Annotated in this window: 18 protein-coding genes; 7 read left to right on the top strand and 11 right to left on the bottom strand. The window is 65.8% G+C overall.

Annotated elements, in window-relative coordinates; all coding sequences use genetic code 11:
* Window positions 1-17: 17 nt before the first annotated feature.
* Both ACFC1I_RS03385 and ACFC1I_RS03380 read right to left on the bottom strand, forming a co-directional pair.
* Window positions 18-800 (bottom strand): lysostaphin resistance A-like protein, encoded by a 783-nt coding sequence (locus tag ACFC1I_RS03385; RefSeq protein ID WP_376006449.1) that lies wholly within the window; start codon window positions 798-800, stop codon window positions 18-20.
* Window positions 801-838: 38 nt separating this feature from the next.
* Complete coding sequence (locus ACFC1I_RS03380; RefSeq protein ID WP_376006448.1) at window positions 839-1,774, bottom strand: lysostaphin resistance A-like protein; 936 nt, start codon at window positions 1,772-1,774, stop codon at window positions 839-841.
* A gap of 379 nt (window positions 1,775-2,153) precedes the next feature.
* On the opposite strand from ACFC1I_RS03380, the gene guaD reads away from it, so the two are divergent.
* Genes guaD through ACFC1I_RS03360 form a run of 4 tightly spaced genes read left to right on the top strand, consistent with a single transcriptional unit; the run spans window position 2,154 to window position 7,119 of the window.
* Window positions 2,154-3,491, top strand: a complete 1,338-nt coding sequence (guaD, locus tag ACFC1I_RS03375) for a guanine deaminase (RefSeq protein WP_376006447.1) — start codon at window positions 2,154-2,156, stop codon at window positions 3,489-3,491.
* Window positions 3,492-3,507: 16 nt separating this feature from the next.
* On the top strand, window positions 3,508-4,815 hold the full coding sequence (locus tag ACFC1I_RS03370; protein WP_376006446.1) for an MFS transporter: 1,308 nt from the start codon (window positions 3,508-3,510) through the stop codon (window positions 4,813-4,815).
* Window positions 4,816-4,846: 31 nt separating this feature from the next.
* Window positions 4,847-6,118 (top strand): MFS transporter, encoded by a 1,272-nt coding sequence (locus ACFC1I_RS03365; protein WP_376006445.1) that lies wholly within the window; start codon window positions 4,847-4,849, stop codon window positions 6,116-6,118.
* Window positions 6,115-7,119 carry an FUSC family protein gene (locus tag ACFC1I_RS03360; RefSeq protein ID WP_376006444.1) on the top strand — a complete coding sequence of 335 codons (1,005 nt, stop codon included), beginning with the start codon at window positions 6,115-6,117 and terminating at the stop codon, window positions 7,117-7,119. Before ACFC1I_RS03365 ends, ACFC1I_RS03360 begins: the two co-directional genes overlap by 4 nt.
* Before the next feature lie 174 nt (window positions 7,120-7,293).
* On the opposite strand, the gene ACFC1I_RS03355 is transcribed toward ACFC1I_RS03360, so the two are convergent.
* The 4 genes from ACFC1I_RS03355 to ACFC1I_RS03340 all read right to left on the bottom strand — a co-directional run bounded on the left by ACFC1I_RS03355 (window position 7,294) and on the right by ACFC1I_RS03340 (window position 12,895).
* Window positions 7,294-8,574 carry an FRG domain-containing protein gene (locus ACFC1I_RS03355; RefSeq protein ID WP_376006443.1) on the bottom strand — a complete coding sequence of 427 codons (1,281 nt, stop codon included), beginning with the start codon at window positions 8,572-8,574 and terminating at the stop codon, window positions 7,294-7,296.
* 278 nt (window positions 8,575-8,852) lie between these two features.
* Window positions 8,853-11,174 carry a DUF4062 domain-containing protein gene (locus ACFC1I_RS03350; protein ID WP_376006442.1) on the bottom strand — a complete coding sequence of 774 codons (2,322 nt, stop codon included), beginning with the start codon at window positions 11,172-11,174 and terminating at the stop codon, window positions 8,853-8,855.
* A gap of 285 nt (window positions 11,175-11,459) precedes the next feature.
* Window positions 11,460-12,338 (bottom strand): hypothetical protein, encoded by an 879-nt coding sequence (locus ACFC1I_RS03345; protein WP_376006441.1) that lies wholly within the window; start codon window positions 12,336-12,338, stop codon window positions 11,460-11,462.
* A 41-nt stretch (window positions 12,339-12,379) separates the two neighbouring features.
* Window positions 12,380-12,895 carry a hypothetical protein gene (locus tag ACFC1I_RS03340; protein ID WP_376006440.1) on the bottom strand — a complete coding sequence of 172 codons (516 nt, stop codon included), beginning with the start codon at window positions 12,893-12,895 and terminating at the stop codon, window positions 12,380-12,382.
* 144 nt (window positions 12,896-13,039) lie between these two features.
* On the opposite strand from ACFC1I_RS03340, the gene ACFC1I_RS03335 reads away from it, so the two are divergent.
* Window positions 13,040-13,327 carry a DUF1905 domain-containing protein gene (locus ACFC1I_RS03335; protein ID WP_376006439.1) on the top strand — a complete coding sequence of 96 codons (288 nt, stop codon included), beginning with the start codon at window positions 13,040-13,042 and terminating at the stop codon, window positions 13,325-13,327.
* Between the two features lie 267 nt (window positions 13,328-13,594).
* A complete protein-coding gene (locus tag ACFC1I_RS03330; protein ID WP_376006438.1) occupies window positions 13,595-13,987 on the top strand; it encodes a hypothetical protein in 393 nt (130 codons plus the stop codon).
* Window positions 13,988-14,181: 194 nt separating this feature from the next.
* On the opposite strand, the gene ACFC1I_RS03325 is transcribed toward ACFC1I_RS03330, so the two are convergent.
* On the bottom strand, window positions 14,182-14,595 hold the full coding sequence (locus tag ACFC1I_RS03325) for a hypothetical protein (protein WP_376006437.1): 414 nt from the start codon (window positions 14,593-14,595) through the stop codon (window positions 14,182-14,184).
* 160 nt (window positions 14,596-14,755) lie between these two features.
* Between ACFC1I_RS03325 and ACFC1I_RS03320 the strand changes: the two genes are divergently transcribed.
* Window positions 14,756-15,022, top strand: coding sequence for a hypothetical protein (locus tag ACFC1I_RS03320; RefSeq protein ID WP_376006436.1), 267 nt, complete (start codon window positions 14,756-14,758; stop codon window positions 15,020-15,022).
* Window positions 15,023-15,239: 217 nt separating this feature from the next.
* On the opposite strand, the gene ACFC1I_RS03315 is transcribed toward ACFC1I_RS03320, so the two are convergent.
* From ACFC1I_RS03315 to ACFC1I_RS03300, 4 genes are read right to left on the bottom strand one after another with little or no spacing between them, the layout of a single operon-like run.
* On the bottom strand, window positions 15,240-15,809 hold the full coding sequence (locus ACFC1I_RS03315) for a hypothetical protein (protein ID WP_376006435.1): 570 nt from the start codon (window positions 15,807-15,809) through the stop codon (window positions 15,240-15,242).
* A gap of 9 nt (window positions 15,810-15,818) precedes the next feature.
* Complete coding sequence (locus ACFC1I_RS03310; protein ID WP_376006434.1) at window positions 15,819-16,244, bottom strand: single-stranded DNA-binding protein; 426 nt, start codon at window positions 16,242-16,244, stop codon at window positions 15,819-15,821.
* A 55-nt stretch (window positions 16,245-16,299) separates the two neighbouring features.
* Window positions 16,300-18,093 carry a type IV secretory system conjugative DNA transfer family protein gene (locus tag ACFC1I_RS03305; RefSeq protein ID WP_376006433.1) on the bottom strand — a complete coding sequence of 598 codons (1,794 nt, stop codon included), beginning with the start codon at window positions 18,091-18,093 and terminating at the stop codon, window positions 16,300-16,302.
* Window positions 18,069-18,578: a hypothetical protein gene (locus ACFC1I_RS03300; protein WP_376006432.1), complete on the bottom strand. Its 510-nt coding sequence runs from the start codon at window positions 18,576-18,578 to the stop codon at window positions 18,069-18,071. The genes ACFC1I_RS03305 and ACFC1I_RS03300 overlap by 25 nt, the downstream gene beginning before the upstream one ends.
* Window positions 18,579-18,599: the final 21 nt, after the last annotated feature.

Below are 18,599 nucleotides of genomic sequence, written 5' to 3'. Positions count from 1 at the left end.
GAGTCCCTTCGGCGGGGTCAGGCGGCTGCCGCGGTAACGCGGCGCTTGACGGGGTCGGGGGCGAAGGTGAGGGTGCGGATGCTGCCGCCCGGCCAGGTGAGCTTCAGGTAGACGAAGACGAGAGCGATGATGGCGACCCGGGCCAGCATCCCCGGCAAGCCCGCCTCGGGGCCATACGCGCCGCCGTTGAGCAGTTCGGCGCCGTCGACGGAGGTGGAGGCCACCCACCCCGGCCAGCGAGTGCTGCCGCTGACCGGGAAGCCCCACAATGCTTGGCTGAGGTTCCACGAGATGTGCAGGAACAGCGGCAGCCAGATGGCGCGGGTGCCGAGGAACGCGATGCCGTAGATGAGTCCGCCGAGGGCGGTGCCGAACGCGCCGATGAGCGTCGCGTTCTCGTTCGTGAGGTGCACGGCGCCGAAGATCAGCGCGACGATCGCGACCGCGATCCATCGGCCCGCGGCGAGGCGCCGCAGCAGGATCACCAGCGCGGTGAGCATCAGCACCCGGAACAGCACCTCTTCGAACACCGCGTAGAAGACGATCTCGCCGAGCGCGCCGCCCAGTCCCGACCAGTCGCTCGCGCCGGCGGCGACCCGGATCGCTCCGAGCCCCCATTCGACGAGGAAGACGAGTCCGATCACCACGAGGGGGATCGCCAGGCCGATGACGATGTCCAGCAAGGTCCACCGGTTCACGGTGAACCCGAGGCTCCGCCACACGGGGCGATCGTTGCGGAGCAGCCACACGATCGCGAAGATCCCGAACGCGACCGCCACTCCCATGACCACGAGGTCCATGCGTCAGCCCTTCCCGTCGACGGTCCGAACCTGGCCGCTCACGCGACGTCCGCCACAGGGATCGCGGGCACCTCGGCGGAGCGTCGCGCGTCCCACCGGCGGTAGACGACGAACGCGACCGCTGCCGCGATGACCAGCACGATGACCGCGGGAAGGCTGGCCTCGGTGCCGAACTCGCCGCCGGTGAGCCAGTCCGGTGCACCGGCGGCGTGCTCGAGGAAGACCGCCGAGGTCGTCAGCGGCGGCAGGCCGGAGACGGGGACGCCGTAGATGTTGCCCATGGTGAAGTTCCAGCCGGCGTGGATGCCGATCACCAGCCACAGCGCGCCGGTGCGCAGCACGAGGAAGGACGCCATCAACGCGAACAGGAAGATCATCGCGAATGGCAGCGGCTTCAGCAGCACGCCGTGGATGAGCGTGAACAGCAGTGCGGGCAGCAGTACCGCGAGCCACCCGGGGAACTTCAGTCCCCCGTTCTGAAGCAGGAACCCACGGGTGAGGAGCTCCTCCACCCCGCCCTGCACCACGAACGTCAGCGCCAGCAGCACGAGCAGCCCGGCCGCGGCGGCGCCGCTCGTGGACTCCGCGGGCGGATCCACCTGCACATACGCGCCGGTCACCCATAGGAACATCGTGGGGATGGACAGCAGCGCGAACCCGACGACGAAGCCGACGAGGAGACTGACGAGGCCTCGTCCGGGGCGGCGGAATCCGAGGGTGCGGACTTTGCGGCGTTCGAACAACACCACCCACAGCACGAGCACGAGGCCCGCGGCGGCGAAGCCGATCATCTCTTGCAGTTGCGCTTCGGGCGTGCCGCGCTCGACGGGCCATGTCTGCGAGAACACCGCCAGCACGCCGGCCTGGACGCCGAGGATGAGGACGAGGAAGACGAGGATGTAGGCGAGCCACCACGGCGTCACCCGCTTGCCGGTCGCGGCATCTTGAACGAAGGGGGTGGTGCGGACAGACATCGGTCTCCTTGTGTGGGGCGAGCAACAGGCGGGAGGGGTGCTGGTCCGCTCACGCTATCGCATGGCGGAAAACGCATTCGCTGGATTCGCGGGCGTGCCGGAGGTCCCAGGCGTCGTTCGGTCGGATCCCTTAGCGCGCAGCGGCCGGTAGCGGGACGGCCAGCGCGCAAGCGGCGTCCGATAGTGCCAAAGGCGAGAGCCCTCCCGACCGTCAGTCACCCAGGTCCTCGCTCGGGCAGCGCTCGAAACCACACGTTTAGGGGGCGTGCCCGACGCGATCGTTGACCATGAGACGGAACGTCTATATCGTCGCGATCAAAGGGACAGTGCCGCTCCGGCCTCCGAATTCGACGCCTGGAGCCACAAAGGACGAGGACCGATGCCGCACTACTATTCGCCAGATTCGGCCGCCGGAGATCACGCGATCCGTGGACACATCGTCACCGTCAAGGCCGATCCATTCCTCTTCTCCGACGCCCTGGTCGAGTACAACGATGGGCTGATTATCATCGAGGGTGGCGTGATCACGGCGGTCGGTGAGTACGCCGAGATGAAAGATAAGCTGCAGCCGGACACACATGTCGATCACCACCCGGATGGGATCATCACGGCGGGGTTCATCGACACGCACGTCCACTATGTGCAGACGGGGATTATCGCGGCGTTCGGGGCACAGCTGATCGACTGGCTCAACACGTACACGTTCGTCGCGGAGCAGAAGTTCGCCGACAAGGCGTATGCGGATGCGGTCGCGAAGGTGTTCTTCGACCAGCTGCTCGCGAACGGGACCACTACGGCCCTGACGTTCTGCGCGGTGTACCCGGACTCGGTGGACGCGTTCTTCGAGGAGGCGTCCCGCCGCAACATGCGGATGGCGGGCGGCAAGGTGCTGATGAACCGCAACGCCCCCGAGCACCTGCTCGACACCACGCAGTCGGGGTACGACGATTCGAAGGCGCTGATCGAGAAGTGGCACGGCAAGGGCCGCAACCACTATGCGGTCACGCCGCGGTTCGCGCCCACCAGCACGCAGGACCAGCTCGAGGCTGCTGCGACGCTGCTGCGGGAGTACCCGGGCACGCTGATGCACACGCACGTCAGCGAGAACCTCGGCGAGATCGCCTGGGTGAAGTCTCTGTTCCCCGACGCGAACGGCTACCTCGACGTGTATGACCGCGCGGGGCTGCTGCAGCCAGGGGCAGTGCTCGCGCATGGCGTACATCTGACCGCGCATGAGCGTCTGCGGGTGCACGAGACGGGCTCGGCGATCTCGCACTGCCCGACCTCGAACCTGTTCCTGGGCAGCGGACTGTTCCACGTGCACCAGGCGAAGAACCACACGCACCCGATGAAGGTGGGGCTCGGCACGGACATCGGCGCGGGCACGAGCTTCTCTCTGTTGTCGACCATGAACGAGGCGTACAAGGTGGCCCAACTTGTCCAGTACCCGCTCGACGCGGTGAAGATGCTCTACCTCGCCACGCTCGGCAGCGCCGAGGCGATGGGGCTGGAGGACAAGATCGGGTCGATCGAGGTCGGCAAGGAGGCGGATCTCGTCGTCCTCGACACGAAGGCCACCCCGCTGCTCGAGTTCCGCAGCGCCCAGGTCGAGACTCTCGAGGAGCAGCTGTTCGTGCTCGCGACCATGGGCGACGACCGCGTCATCCACACCACCTACATCGCCGGCAACGTCGCGTACTCCCGCGACGGCCACTGAACTCGGAGGCTTCTGCATGAGTGAGACCGTGACGACCTCGAGCGGTCACGCCGCCTATCACGCCGCATCCAAGGGTTGGTTCCACGGCGACCACCGCCGCCTCGGCGGACCCGAAGCCTGGCTGATCTGGGTGCTGGCGACCACGTTCGTGGTGTGGCTGTTCGCGATCCAGACCGGGTACGCGGTGGTCTCGCCCGACATCCAGCAGGACGCGGGCCTGACCATCGGCCAGATCGGGCTCGCAGCATCCATCTACACGTGGGTGTTCGCGCTGGTGCAGTTCTTCTCCGGCGCACTGCTCGACAGGTTCGGGCCGCGCCCGCTCATGGCGATCGCTGTCGCGTTCGTCGCCGCCGGCGCCTTCCTCTACGCCGGGACCACCAACTTCGGCACCCTCGCGACCGCACAGGCCGTGCTCGCCATCGGGTCCTCGTTCGGGTTCGTCGGCGCGGGCTATCTCGGCGGCAACTGGTTCGGCGCGGCCAAGTACGGGCTCATGTTCGGCCTCGTGCAGACCTTTGCCTCGCTCGGCTCTGCGGTGGGTCAGCCGCTTATCCTCGCCACCCTCGACAACATGAGCTGGCAGCAGCTGCTCGTCGCGTTCGGCGTGTTCGGTGTGCTGCTGACGATCCTGTTCTTCGCGTTCGTCCGAAACCCTGCCCCGGCGCCCGGCGTCGTGGTCGAGAAGCCGCGGGGCAACGTCTTCGGCAACATCCTGCGCGACCTGGGCAAGACGTTCGCCAACATCCGGGTGGTGCTCGCCTCGATCCTCGCCGGTGCATCCTTCGGCGCCATGCTCGCCGTCGGCACCCTCTGGGGACCCCGGGTCATGGAAGCTCGCGGAGCCGACACTGACTTCGCGACCGTGCTCACCGCCCTCGCCTGGCTGGGCCTTGCCGTCGGGGCGCCGTTGGCGAACCTGGTCTCCAACCGATGGGGCAGCCGCAAGTGGCCCGCGTTCTACTCGCTGATCTTCCAGGCCCTGGCGATCGCGCTGGTGATCTACCTTCCCACCGAAGGTCAGGGCGCCGCACTGACGCTAATGTTCGCGATCGGGTTCTTCGCCGGCGGCCACATGCTGGGATTCACGATCGCCGGCGAAGTCGTCCCGGGCAGTCTCGTCGGCAGCGCCTCGGCGATCGTCAACGGCATCTGCTTCATCATCGGCGGCCTGCTGCAATCCATCCCCTCGCAGCTGCTGCCCGACGACGCAGACCTGTCCGACTTCCAGGCCGCACTGTGGCTGATCCCCGTCGTCGTCGTGGTCGGTGCGGTGGCTGCACTGGTCCTCCCCGAGAAGAAGACCGCAGCGGCCTCCGCATGACCGGAGTGCGCGGCGGATCGATCGGGGCATCGTGACCGAACCGGGTGTTGCGACGACCGCGCAACCCAAGAGCAGAATCGGCGGCCCCGAGGCGTGGCTGATCTGGGTACTGGCGACCACCTTCGTCGTGTGGTTGTTCGCGATCCAGACCGGGTACGCGGTCGTCTCACCTGAGATCCAGGACTCGGCCGACCTCACCCTCGCGCAGATCGGGTTAGCGGCATCCGTCTACACCTGGGTGTTCGCGTTCGTGCAGTTCTTCTCCGGATCGCTGCTCGACCGCTTCGGCAGCCGCCCCCTGCTCGGCATCGCCGTCATCCTCGTCGCCGTCGGCGCGTTCCTCTACGCGGGAACCACAGACTTCACCACCCTCGCGATTGCTCAGGCGGTGCTCGCCCTCGGCGCTGCGTTCGGCTTCGTCGGCGCCGGGTACATCGGCGGCAAATGGTTCCCCGCCGCCCGCTACGGCCTCATGTTCGGACTCGTGCAGGCAGCGGCCAGCCTCGGCTCGGCCGTCGGACAGCCGGTCATCCTGCTCGTCCTGCAGTCCCTGAGCTGGCAGCAGCTGCTCGTCGCATTCGGAACGTTCGGCGTCATCCTCGCCGTGCTGTTCTTCCTCATCGTCCGCGACCCCGTCCACCCGGCGCCGTCGGCGCCACGCGACCGCCCGAACGTATTCGCCGAGATCCTCCGCGACCTCGGCCGCTGCTTCGCGAACCTCAACGTCGTGCTCTCGGCGCTCTTCGCCGGCGCCGCGTTCGGCACCATGCTCGCGCTCGGCACGCTGTGGGGCCCGCGGATCATGGAGGCCCGCGGCGCGAGCACGGAGTTCGCGACGATCCTCACAGCGCTCGCGTGGCTGGGGTTGGCGGCCGGCGCACCGCTCGTCAACATCCGGTCGGATCGCGTAGGCAGCCGCCGCCGACCGGCGATCACCTGGCTAGCCCTGCAGACGCTCGCGATCGCCGCCGTCATCTATCTCCCGGTGGAGAGCAACGGCGTTGCCGCCGTACTCATGTTCGCCGTCGGCCTGTTCTCGGGCGTACAGATGCTGGGATTCACCGTCGCCGGAGAATCGATCGACGGAGCGCTGATCGGCAGCGCATCCGCGATCGTCAACGGGTTCTGCTTCCTCATCGGAGGCATGCTCACCTCCATCCCGTCCAGCTTCATGCCCTCCGACCCGACGCTGCAGGACTACCAGCGAACCCTCTGGCTACTGCCCGCCGTCCTCGTCGCGGGCGCCATCGCCGCAGGCTTCCTCCGCGGAACGAACCGATCGGCGTCGGCCCCGGCGACATGACCGGCTCGGCACAGCGCTCGAAGCCATCGCGCCCGCCGGTGTCGTGGTCGTGGCTCAACGCCGCGCATGGCGCGGTCCTCGCCATCCCCGCCGTCGTCGCATGCGTGTTCGACCCGGCGATCGGGCTCCCCCTCGCGGTCGGTGTGCTGCCCGCAGCGGCGCTCGGGTTGCGCCGGCCCCGCCGGCAGCGGTTCCTTGTGGTCATCGTGGGGGCGCTGGCCGGGGTGAGCATGATCATCGGCTCGCTGGTCGCACCGTTCCCCATGATCGCGGTGCTCACGGTCTTCGCACTGTGCGTGGTCGTCGCGGTACTTATGGTCAACCCGCGTCGACGCTTCGCGCCGCTGGCGCTCATGCTCGGGGTTCCGCTCATCGGCGTCGGCCTGTCCGAGACCCCCAGCGCGGCCCTGGCCGCGGGCGTGCTGATGCTCGTGGGCTCCGTGTACGCGTGGCTCGTCTCGCTCATCTGGCGGGACGCCCCTGCTCCGCCGCGGCCGGCGAAGCAGGCTGCCGACCGTCGCGCGATGCTGGTGTACGGCATCCAGATCGGTCTGGCAGGTGCCGCCGGCGCGGCCCTGGGATTCGCGCTCGGCGTCGACCACCCCGGCTGGGCATCCGCCGCCGCGATGCTCATCAGCCGGCCCGACCGCGACCTGCTCGATACCCGGAGCATCGGCCGCGTCGTCTCGGTGCTCCTCGGCGCGATCATCGCATGCGCGATCGCCGCGCTCAACCCGCCTGACCCGGTACTCGCGGGCGTCGCCCTGCTGGTCCTGGCCGGCGCCTCGGCCACCGCCGGTAGCCGGTGGTACGTGATGCCGTTCTTCTCCACCACCCTGGTGCTATCGATGCTCATCGGGAACGAGACCGAAACGGCCGCACACTGGTTCCTCGAACGCGTCCTCCTCACCCTCGCAGGCGCCGCGCTCGCGCTCCTCGCCGCCTGGATCGTCCCCAACATCGCAAGGTTCATTAGACCGCACGATCACCGCCCGACCTGAATCCATCCAGGCAATCTGTGGGAGGACAAGCCCGCACGCGCCTCTATCGGATCCCCGTACGGGCGATGCGCGAATGCGGGACCAGCGGGATGATCTCGGCCACCGAGTGCGTGAACTAACAGTCGGTCCGTGGCGATTCTGAACGCGAGCAACCATCGGACGAGTAGCGCCGACTCAGTGGCGGCGGAGATGTGCGACGAGGCCGGCAAAGTCCGGGTACACGCTGTGCTCAGTCATCAATTTTTGTGCGAGGTACTCACGAATCGCGGGCTTGGCCTCGGCCGTGATCCTGAAGCTAAACAGCGGCACGATGTTGGCATCGTTGGCTTTGGCGACGACGTCATGCCTCGACGGCACGCCGATGACGGAGGTTGCCCGTGTGATCTCATCGACTCGCCAGTCCGCGCCCATCGCCTCACTAAAGATTGCGAGAATTGGATCCGAAATGATGGGGCCAGCATCGAACAGGAAACCAGCGCGCTGCGCCCGCATCCGGTCGTTGAACGGGTTCGGAAACCATGACCATGTGCGGGTGCCTGTTCCCCATTCGACTCGTACTCGCTCTTGCTTCTCGTTCCATGCATGCCAGAACGGCAATGGCCCTTCGTCGCGCGGATCGTTCGGCTCAGCCGGCGCACTACGTTGTCGGGGAGCGGGTACACGACCCCACCCCACAACTCGTGCGGGTTGCTGGTCGTGTTCTGGGTGTGCCTCGACAGCGAACCAGACTGCGATCTCCGGATCGACCGAAGCATCTATCAAGCGAGTTGGAGCTCCACTGTGCTGCAGATCGGCAAGGAATCGCAGAGCTCGCGACGGTGGGAAGCCCCATCGCTCCGCCGTGGCGAACGCCCTAACTTCCTTCGCGATCAATTCGTCCTCGCTCGTCTGGCCGGCCGCTCCGATCTGTCGTGAAAGCGAACTTCGCACGGCCCAGGAGGCATCTTGCTGCCCGCGCCAGACGGGTCGAAGTCGTGCATGCTTCGTTTGTGCCCGCGCAAGTTCTTTGAGTAGGGGCTGGACACCGTCGATTAGGACCTCGTGGACTTCGAAGAACTGCTCAACCGTTCTCGATGACCGTGCAGGTGCGGGCTTCGCCGGCAGTTCTCGGTAGAGGGAAGGGCGTGACTGCGCCTTCAGCAATGAGTTGATTGTCACGCCGAGGGCGTTTGTATCCACAGGCGTCGACGCCGCCGCGATGTGTCGCCACAGCCGGTCGATCGCTTCGGACCTCTGCAGCGGGATGATGTTCGCTGTCGCTTCGCCAAGAAGGGTCCTCAGGCGTTCCCAACTCTCCGACGACGGGGCGACTGTCGACGACTCGACTATCTTGCGGAAGGACTCGAGCACCGCCGGGTCCTGCTCGAACACGAAGTTGGCAGCGGCGCGGGTCGGGTCGATTCGTCGCTCGACCTCCGAATGCTCGTCGGCGGGTTCTTCGTCGGTACCAGTCACGGAGCCAAGATAGCGGGCCAACGAACGATACAAGGTCTGGGAGTGGCCACGATTGCCACGCGACGATCGCTATTCGGACAGTTCCCGGGAGGGGATCGAGGAGTGCGCGTCAGGATTGTCGAATGCGCACCGTGAGCACGTCGGATCGGCAGCGCGGTCCCGCAGGCGCTCCCGGGGAAACTGAATCTGAAGCACTCGGCCGAGGATCTGTTCGCCTGCGGTAGCCGATCCTCACCAGTACATTCGTGAGCCTCGAGAACAGTCAGGCGTGATCCGATCTAACCATTGTCGGAGAGACCAATCAGCCGAGCATCGAGAAAGGCAACGACGTTGTAGAAGTACCTGTCTGAGACATACTTCTCGCGAGCGGCAATCAGTTGAGACGCGTCCGCGTTCTCGTATAGCAAACGCGCCGCGGTGAGCCGTGTTGAGTCCGTGCCACTACGAAGAAGTCGAAGGAGTACGGCCCTGGCCGGAGTTGCTTCTCGGCGGCGCAGTTCGACAATCGCGGCATCTACGACACTCTCCGACTCTTGAACCAGCAACTTCTTCAACTCTCGAGTCCGTGTGCGGGAGACAAGGTACTTCCGCCTGTCCGACTCGTAAGGCCCGACTGCGAGGATCCGCGTCTCTGGGCTAGGGCACATCTCGTCTACTAGTCGGGCCCAGGCGTCCCTACCGATTGTCGCCGACGCAGCCAGTTGCTGAACGGCATCCTGAACGGTCTGGTCCACGACCGACGCTCCGAGGGTCAGGAGGTACTGCGCGGCGTTGAACTGGATTGACTCGATCAGCACAGAGATGACTCGCTCCGCAGTTCCGGAAGAGCGCAACTGATCGGCATAGTGGCTCAGAACCGCGCTGTCGTCGGCCAACCAAGTCATTGCATCCGAAAGGTACTTCGCGTTGCCCGCGTGGGCCGCAAACGGAATGGCCTCCTCGGGGACCGCAGCTAGCCGGAGTAGCCGCTCGAAGGCGGGGCGGACCGAGTCGGACAGCGTCACGCGCGCGAGCCGCCATCGCCCCGGAATGTAGAGGACAGACCGCTTTCGCTTCGCGACGACGGCATCGATGGCAGCTGCCAGCAGTGGATCCGCCACGTTTCGTAACACTGCTAGCTCAAGCTCCGCTAGTGCCGGCGGCGTCGAAGTAGAGGACTCCTCCGTGTCGTCGATGAGCACCTCCACCAGCGACTGGGGGAGGTCCCTGCGGGTCGCGAGCTCTTGGAAGGCGACTTCCCTGACGACATCGGATGCGTAGCGGTTCGTTGCCATCGTGCCGAGTGTTTCGCTCGAGGCCTTATCGGCGACATCGGCGTCAAGGTAGGCGCGCAGGTGCTGACTGACGATCAAGTCGCGGTTGAGCAGGAGGAGCTCATCAGTGGTGCCGTCAGGCGCTGCTGCCGCCAGAATAGATGCCGCAACTCTGGCGGCGATATCGCTGTCTCCTTTGCTGAGTGCCCGGAGTAAGTACCCGTCACTTGTCTTCGATTGTCCGCACCAAAGGTCGACGGCCAGGCGCACGTCGTCGAGGGCGAGTCGCGACCAACGGGCGATGACGCCGCTCCTATCGTCGAGCTTCCTGCTCCAAAGGAGATCGGATCGCGTGTTTAGCGCAAGGCTGACTCGCGCCGCCCCCACCCGAACGTCTCTATCGTCGTCAGCATGGAGCTCGGCCGCACGACTCGCTATCTGCTCGGCGGCGGCGGGGCGGCGTGCAATTTCTCCAAGTGGAAACACCCTGCCCGCATGGTCAGCCGAGCGTCCGACATCAGCAAGATACGACCGTATCCACGACCGCCACTCGATCGTGCGGAGGTCCTCGATCTCGGGGCCCGAGGCGAGTCGATTAGCGAGGTGTACAGGAATATGTTCGTTATCTCGCGACGCGCTCAGTGCGAACAAGAGCAGGCGATCAGCGTCTGCATCGACCGCTGGGTCGTCGCCGGAAGCCAGGCTGGCGAACGCTTTCAGCGTTGATACAAGGGGAGCAGATGGAGCGGTGGTGTCTTGGCCGACCTCGATCTCGACTTGCGCACTTGATCGGCCGGGTGTGTGCCCGCGCGATGTATCAATCGCTTTGCGACGTGTGTGGAGCTGCTCGACCAGTAGGTGGAGAATCAGGGACTTGAATTGCTCGGGGGAGTCGAAGGTTTGATACAGAACGCGGTGATTCTTTTCGATTTCCCCGCGAAAGTCCATCACCCTCGCGAGTTGCGGCCCCGGGTCTTGCAGGCTCGGAGCATCGACGGCCTTGAAGTAAAGCGCGACAAACGGTGATCCCGTTCTGCGATAGCGGTCGAACGCGCGCTCAAACTCTTCTTGAAAGCCAGTCTCATACTCGCTTCCAGCAGGTGACCCCCACCTTCGATGGACAATCGCGATGAGTACGTCGCAACTGTCTACCCATTCGTTGATCTTGTCCTGGGGTCGCCCAGGCTGAGCCGTGAGTTGCTCATACCGCCGAACACTAATGTTGGCGTCGAGATGGTCGGAGATCGATGCGTTGAGAGTAGACGCCACGTCCTCTACTAGATCTCTTTCGATGCTTAGCCCGGCAGGGGAAGCGAGGAAGACTCGTAGCTCAAGCTTGTCGGGCAAGATGCTCCTCGAGGTTCGGGTCGAACCGCATACCATGTTCGACGAATAACGGGCGGACTGCAGTGCAGCGACGGCCTGACTCCCCGAAGCGGAAACCCAGCCAGCTACGATCTGGCGTTGAATGAGAGAGTCAAGTTCTCACCCATCCTCCGAACTATGCCCTAAGAGCGCCGGCTCCGCGGCTCGCGCGAACTCTCTCCTCGCCTTATCGACAACGATCGCTGTGCCCCATGCAAGGTCGACCGTGAACTTGGATTCCTTCGCCGTCTCTGGTGCGCTGGCAGGTCAGGTCGCGCTTTCCCGGTCACTCCACTGACGGAAGTCCATGAAGCCTTCACACGGTGCTAGGCATTCTTGGCAGTGGATCTCGCCCCGCTCGATCTTGGCCAGCAATTCTGGTTGAACGCTAAGGTCACCAAGGTCCAGTTCGAGTTCATGAATGCGCGCCATAGGGTACTGAGGCCTATCAACTATCGACGCCTCGCCCATCTTGATGTTTCGTGCGTTCCCAAAGGCCATCGTTTCATACGACTCGCCCACGACGTGATCACACCTGCTTGCATCACAGATGTTGCACTCGCCGCTCTCGGTCGTGGCCGCGACCTTCGCGTACTGCTGTCCCGAAATGTGCTCGTCGCAATCTTCGACGGGTAGCCCGCAGATCGAGCACTCGAAATCGCTCTCGATTCCGACCGACGCGCCCACCCGGATGTGGTGAATGCGCATCGAACACCGCGTCCACACTTCACCCGCCTTTGCATAGACGGCACAGCCCCCAAAGCCGCTACGCGCGAACGCCGCGCGATGAATCGCGGCGTGTGCGGCGTGTGCTAGTTCGTGATCCTCGAGGAAGTTGAGTGCCGCGACCGCGGAAGTTTCGGACCGCAGGAGGTGGGGGGTCACGGTCGCGATGATCTCGTCTGGCACTGTCGCATTGAAGGAGGCCCACTCCTTCGCCTTTTCCTTTTGGATCGCGATGCGCAACTGCCTGTCGGGCTCTGTCAACGGTGAGTGGACGATGGGCATCAACGATGCGAGATCACGGAGCAGGTCTAGGGCGATCGCATAGTGCTCGTCCGCATCAGCCAGCGCGCGCCGACCATTGGCGTCGAGGTACCCGTCTCGATACGGACCACCAGACGGGGGGACGGGCCCCCACGTCATGAGCATCAAGCCAACCCCGTGACCGCGGCCGCCTCCGAGGCTCACCCCTTGCCCTTGCCCTTGCTCTTGCCCTTCACGTTGAGTTCGCGAATGGCCTCAATCACTTCACTGCCTTTGCCTTCGATCTCCACGGTTCGTGAAGATTTCGTCTCCACGATTGAGATCTTGAGCGGCAGTTGCTGCGCTTGTTCGGGCGCCCAGCCCTGGGCTCGACCGCGCATGTCTATGAACGCCTGTGTGACGAAGATGAGCCAGTCGTTGCTCATGGTCAGCACCGCAAGTCCGAGCGCCCAGACGTCCGGGTCGATGCTGTACTCGGAGATGAACTTTCGCGAGCCACTGGGGATGGAGAACTCAACGGGCAGCCGTGGCTCCGAGTTCCGGGCCTCCCTCGGGAAGTACCGCATCTGGTCGGTGTACCGAGGCACTTTGTCGGCTTCGTCATCGTTGCTCACGGGCGTCCGCGTGGGGATGACGTAAACGATGTCATCGCTGATCTGCCCGGGCAGCGCTCCGGGCAGGGGAGTCCACTCGTCCTCCGTGATTCGGGCGGTCATGATCGGGAGCCTACCCGCGACTCGAGACAAAGTTTCATCAGCGGACTTCGTGGCGAAGGGCACGGCTTGGTCGACATGCCCGCACTGCGGTGGTCCAGCGAGTGCGGCGGGTAACCTTGGGCCAGTTTCGCGAAGGGGGCGACGTTGCCTAGCAACATCGGGCCGCTCGACATCACCTTCACCGCCACTCTTGGTCGAGTGCGGGAAGGCGACACGTGGATATGCGTGCAGTTGCCAGACTCGGCCATGATCTTCGGCACCCGTGGACTCGTCAAGGTGTCGGGAACCGCCGACGGTCACCCGTTTGACGGAGCGTTCATGGCCCTGGGTGACGGAACCCACAGACTCCCCATCTCCGCCGCGATCCGCCGCGCGATCGACAAGAACGAAGGCGACGAAGTCACCGTTCACCTCACCCACCGACGCAGCTAGACCAACCGGAAGTCGGTCGCTGATCGGTGCTTGCGAGGGCTGTGATCGAGTCAGCCGCAAATGGGTTCGGGGTTTCCCCCAGAAAGCTCGGCGGGGGTCCCCGTTCCGACTCAGGTGGCCAGTTCGTAGCTTCGAGGGATGACTTCTCCATCCCCGTCGTCTTCTGAACGGCCCCCTGCTCGACCTTCCACGCCCGCATCACGGAGGGGACTGGGGCTTCCACTTCTTGCAATCATCGGCCTCGCATGTCTCGCTGTTCCGCGGATCGTGGCGCACGATCTAGGCCTCGCCGCCCCAGGGAGCATCGCGAACTCCCTGCTGGCGATCGTCCCGCTCGTTGTCTGGGTGACTGTGGCGGTTGTGTGGTCGAACCGTCCGCTGGTCTCGCTCTTGGTCACGGGCGGGCTCTATGGTGTCGCGCTCGCTGTCGTGCACAACCTTTCCTGGGGCGTCGTCTTCGCCGACTCGGCACCGAAGCTGGGCGGGAACCTGGCGGGCACCTTCTCGCCCGCGGTGGAGGAACTCCTCATGCGTGGCGCGATCGTGGTCAGCGGACTTGCCACCGGGGTCGTCACGGGAATCGTCTGCGGGCTGATCGCTTGGGGTGTGCAAGCCCTGGCACGGACTGCGGGAGCCAGGCTTCCGCTCATCCCACGGTGAAGCACGGGAGCCAGAACCTCGCGGCGGGGGTGGCCGGTACAACCGCACCATGGATCGATCCCGGCTCAGATCACGGTCCGCTCCCGAGCGCTGCGCCCATCGCGGTGCTCGCGTGCAAGAAGCGCATTCGATCGCGGCCGCTCTGCGTGCGCCCATCGGTCCTGTTGACCTGAACACAGGGGAAGGGCGACGACTCAGTCCCAGGCTGCCTTTTCGTGGCGGCCGGCAAATGCGTAGTGCTCCTCCCATACGGACGCCTCGACGACGTCGACCCACATGAGTTTGAGAGGTGCGCCGTCGGGGTACACGAACTGGCCCTCGTGCAGCTCGCTTCTGATCTCGACGTCGTGTTCCCAACCGTCGTCCCAGCCATCAGGATGCCGCTTGGGCCAGTCCTCAGCCATCTCGAAGAACCATTCAATGAACTCCACCGGATTCACGAGGCGTGGCCGTCCCAGGAGCCGTCGAACCTGTTCGCGCCGGACGTCTACTCGCGTGGACAGAAACCCGACAAGAACGCGTTCGTCGTATACCCGGGCAAGGCCCATCCGAAAAGGATCTAACCGCGAGTCGGGCTCGGGGTCGGGACCTACGATCGTCCGCTTCATACTTGATTATTGACTAGCCATGCGACGACGCCCCCTGGGCGCTCACCGGGCGGAGTTGCTGCCTGTGCTGCCAGGTCGCCTGGGCTCAGCAGCGCCGCGTATTGCTCGCTTGTCGGTCCGCCACCGAGCGCGCTCGAGAGCGATTGGCCACAATGAACGTGTGCCATCAATCGACCCGGGGACGATTCTGCCGAACCTGATCTTTGGGGTGCTGGTGGTCTCGGCCGGCATCCCAATCGTGATCTATCGTCGGGTGCTCTTCAAGTCGACAGTTCGAAACCTTCAAGGGCTGAGCCGTGGGTCGAGCAGAGCGGTCGCGAGGTTGTCGTCGCCGTTCTGGGTCGGAGCCGTCGGCGTCGCCGCCATTGTCATTGGGCTGTTCATGATCGCCGGCGCGTTGGTTGGCGTCTTTCAGTTCGCTGCGTAGCGAACCGCCCACGACCGCCCGCCGCCCGGTGGGTCTGCGAGCGATGGGGAGTGATGCGCTCGGCGCACGCGAGGCCTTGCGTGGCACGGATGCGACGCGGACCGGCGTCGCCCGTATGAGCGGCGCGCCGAATTGAACGTCCGCGGTACGCCTTGCGAGCTGCGGTCGCTTGGCGGACCGCCGTCACAGGGCGCAGAGCAACGGCCGTCGAATGGCGCTACTCCGGTTGGTCGCGATCGGCCGCGATGAACGCGTCCTCGATGGCCCGGCGACGGGCGACGTCCTCGACGACGAAGGTGCGGAAGTCGGCGGCTCGATCGTGGATCGGCGCCTCGGCGATTGCGGGTGCGGGTTCCTCTCCCGGCCATGAGGTTTGCCGGGTGGCGCGGTCGCGGTCGAGGCGTGAGCCGCAGGCGGCTACCCAGTCGTGCAGTCGCTCGCGTGCTTCGGCGAAGTCTTGGTGCCAGCCGAGTGGGGCGGAGCCGTTCTGCTGCTCGTGGTAGGCGCCGAGCCAGTGGAGGTGGAGGGCAGAGAGTTCCCAGACGAGCTCTGGGTGGCGGTGCCAGAGCGGGGGAATGATGGATGGGCCGAGCCCGTAGGTGCGGCGCAGCCAGTTCACCCATCGGTCGAGTTCGACCCACTCGAATGCCGCCTGGTCTGAGGTGAGCAGGTTCCAGTTCACGGGGCGCGGGACCGGGGGAAGACCTTCTGCCTCGGCATCCGGTTCGTCCTGCGGGGGAGGGTCGAACTGGAAGCCAGGGAACTGAAGGGGCTCGTCGGCAGTCATCGGTCGACCTCAGAGCGAGACGGGCCGCACGGCCGGCTTTGAGTTCGACGGTGCCGACGGGGCGAGCTGCGGGGCGGTGCGGCGGCGCTGCAGGGTGTAGTTCGTCCGGGCGGAGTCATGTCCGAGGCGTTTTGCGACGAACTCTTCGGCCTCGACTGTTTCCCCGTCCCGTTGCCGTGTCGAGGTGTGGGTGTACCCCTCGGCGATGAAGGCGTCGCCCTTGTTGAACATGGCGTACGCGCGTTCCGCGTTCCGGCGGAACATCACGAGATCGTGATACGTCGTTTCGGTCTGGGTGAAGGTGCCGTCGTCGTTGCGTTCGAAGTGCTCCTGCCCGATGCGAACCCAGAATCGGGCCTCGCCCTTCGCATTGAACGCGAGCTGGGGTTCCGAGGCGATGAAGCCGGAGAGAGATTGCTGGGTCTGGATCGTCATCGGATTCTCCTCCCGAGGCGGCCGAGGTTCGGCCATCAACAAATAGGTGCGTGCGCTATCCCCGCCGCAGCTGCCCTTCCACATGCGCACGGTCAGCGCGCAACTGTGCACCGTCGGGCCTGGCCGACCACTCGCGCAGTTGCGTGACGATCGGCGGCGAAGCCCTCAGCATGAGCAGGGCGGTGCCGTAGGGCATGGTGCGGATCACGTCGGGAGGCATGATCGGAACCCGCCGGGTGGATCGTTGGTTGGAGCGCAGGCCGCGCTCGCCGACGGTGATCGAGTCGGTGATCTCGTCGCGCTCGCCGATGAGGGTGGAGATGTCTTGGAGGTCGCGAGATCCGGATGCTCCGCCGAGCACGATCTTGGCGATGCTGGCGTCCCAGATCGCTGTGGCGGCGTTGTCGCCCCAGCGTTGCCGGGCCTGCGCGAGGGACTGCAGCACCGGCATCGTGGTGATCCCGGTGCCGCCCCCTTCCGCCATCAGGACGGGCAGCGACGGCAGAGGTGCGAGGTTACCGATCTCATCGAGCGCGAGGAGAAGCGGCGGGTCGAGACGCGCGCCAGGGGAGCGGGCCGCCACTCGCCGCGTCGTCTCCACGAGGTCTTCCACAAGCGCGGCGACGAGGGACGAGGAGGCGCCAGCGCCGGCGCCGGTGGCCAGGAGGTAGAGCGTGCCGTTGTGGCGGAGGAAGGCTTCGGGATCGAAGTGCTCGTCCTCGTCGGGGCTGACGGCATCCAGCACCCGTGGATCGGCGAGCGCGGCGAGTGCGAGCGAGACGCCCTGCCAGATGGAGTCGCGGGTGCGGGGGTCGGCGTCGATCATCGCCTCGAGGGACTCCGCCCAGCCGGTGGCGGCGCCCGGGTTGGTCGTCAGGATCGCCACAGCGTCCTGCGCCGCAGCCGGGTCGAGCGTCCACCGGTACAGCTCGGCGGGTGACCTGCCGTCCAGCGCTGCCGCGTGAAGGAGAGCCTGCAGGGCTGTGCGTGTCTTTCCCTCCCAGAACCCGCCATTCTCGACGCCGACGCTCGATAGGCCGGTGCCGGCCGCGAGACCCGCAGCGCGGATCATCGCTGTCAGCGGGACTTCGCACCCGCGCACCGGCGACCAACGCAGGCCCGCAGGCACTCCCGGCGCGAGGTGTTGCGGATCGAACACGGCGACGGGCCCCCGCCTCATCCGCGCCCGAATTGTCGTCGTGAGGTTATCGGGCCGGGTCGACGTCGTGACGACGGCCCCCGGGGCGTCGAGGATCGCGTTGATGACGATATGGGCACCCTTACCTGATCGGGGAGGACCGATGACGAGGATCGAGTCCTCGACAGACGTCCAGACCTTCGATCCGCGCGCCACGCCGACGAGGTAGCCCACGTCGCCGGGCTGCGGTTTTGTGACGGATGCCCGAAGATGCGCGGCGCGTGAGAGTAGCGCGCGATCCGACGCGGCGCGGCGCACGTCGGCTGATGATGCGATCCCGGCGATCCGGTGGGGATCGGCCCGCGCGTGGCGACTGAGACTGCGGATGAGGCGCCACACCCACCACGCCGCGACACCCACCACAGCGACCAGCACAGTCACGGCGGCCCAATAGGCGATCGGGTTGAGGCCGGAGGAACCCAGGGGCGCCCCTGGGTCGCCGGGGGAGCCGAACACCCCGAAGCCGGCGGCGAGCCCACCCGTCGGTTGCTCGACACCGGTCACGAACGCGGCAAGGTTCCCTGCGACGCGAAGTACGCCGGCGATGGCGACGATCGCCCCGAGGGCGAGCAGCGCGAGGTTGGTCAGCCCGTCGTGACCGGAAACGTCGAGGCTGTTGTTGGCGCTCACGTCAGGCCCGCGACCACGCATGTGCCGGAGATACGGCCGACGAGAACGACTTCACCGTCCACGCTGACTCGGCAGAGGCCCGGTTCCAGCAGGGCTCGCGCTGAGCCATCCGCCGAAGCCTTGGTGTGACGGACGATGATTGCGACGGCGACCTCTTCGCCGGGGATGAACCCTTCTTCACCGAGTGCCACGCGCGGCGGGGCGATGACCGGTGCCGGGTCGAACAGGCCCTCGGTGGCGGGGGCCGACGTCGGGGCGCCGGGTTCCCGGCCCGGGGGCTGTGCGGCGGGGTCCAGCGTTCTCTGCAGTGGTTGGGTGACGAGATCGGTGAACACGGTGCCGTCGGCTTCGTAGACGAGGACGCGTACGGGCGACCCTCGCTCTGTCAGCACGGAATCGATGACGGTGGCGAACGATGACCGTTCCCACGGCGGTCCGAATGGCGGCGGTTCGAGTGGGACGCTGTCGACCGTGACAGTCATGGTGCCGTCCGCGGCGATCGTCATCGCGATCACGGGAAGGACCGG

The sequence above is a fragment of the Microbacterium sp. NPDC056044 genome (assembly GCF_042267145.1).
In the GTDB taxonomy this organism is placed as follows: domain Bacteria; phylum Actinomycetota; class Actinomycetes; order Actinomycetales; family Microbacteriaceae; genus Microbacterium.
The sequence above is the reverse complement of the archived record's forward strand: the minus strand, read 5'-3'. Positions and strand labels throughout refer to the sequence as shown.

What these genes read in the sequence shown, in the direction of transcription:
- ACFC1I_RS03385 (WP_376006449.1), bottom strand. Translation starts at nt 800, where the DNA reads ATGGACCTCGTGGTCATGGGAGTGGCGGTCGCGTTCGGGATCTTCGCG.
- ACFC1I_RS03380 (WP_376006448.1), bottom strand. Translation starts at nt 1,774, where the DNA reads ATGTCTGTCCGCACCACCCCCTTCGTTCAAGATGCCGCGACCGGCAAG.
- guaD (WP_376006447.1), top strand. Translation starts at nt 2,154, where the DNA reads ATGCCGCACTACTATTCGCCAGATTCGGCCGCCGGAGATCACGCGATC.
- ACFC1I_RS03370 (WP_376006446.1), top strand. Translation starts at nt 3,508, where the DNA reads ATGAGTGAGACCGTGACGACCTCGAGCGGTCACGCCGCCTATCACGCC.
- ACFC1I_RS03360 (WP_376006444.1), top strand. Translation starts at nt 6,115, where the DNA reads ATGACCGGCTCGGCACAGCGCTCGAAGCCATCGCGCCCGCCGGTGTCG.
- ACFC1I_RS03345 (WP_376006441.1), bottom strand. Translation starts at nt 12,338, where the DNA reads ATGACGTGGGGGCCCGTCCCCCCGTCTGGTGGTCCGTATCGAGACGGG.
- ACFC1I_RS03340 (WP_376006440.1), bottom strand. Translation starts at nt 12,895, where the DNA reads ATGACCGCCCGAATCACGGAGGACGAGTGGACTCCCCTGCCCGGAGCG.
- ACFC1I_RS03325 (WP_376006437.1), bottom strand. Translation starts at nt 14,595, where the DNA reads ATGAAGCGGACGATCGTAGGTCCCGACCCCGAGCCCGACTCGCGGTTA.
- ACFC1I_RS03315 (WP_376006435.1), bottom strand. Translation starts at nt 15,809, where the DNA reads ATGACTGCCGACGAGCCCCTTCAGTTCCCTGGCTTCCAGTTCGACCCT.
- ACFC1I_RS03310 (WP_376006434.1), bottom strand. Translation starts at nt 16,244, where the DNA reads ATGACGATCCAGACCCAGCAATCTCTCTCCGGCTTCATCGCCTCGGAA.
- ACFC1I_RS03305 (WP_376006433.1), bottom strand. Translation starts at nt 18,093, where the DNA reads ATGCGTGGTCGCGGGCCTGACGTGAGCGCCAACAACAGCCTCGACGTT.
- ACFC1I_RS03300 (WP_376006432.1), bottom strand. Translation starts at nt 18,578, where the DNA reads ATGACGATCGCCGCGGACGGCACCATGACTGTCACGGTCGACAGCGTC.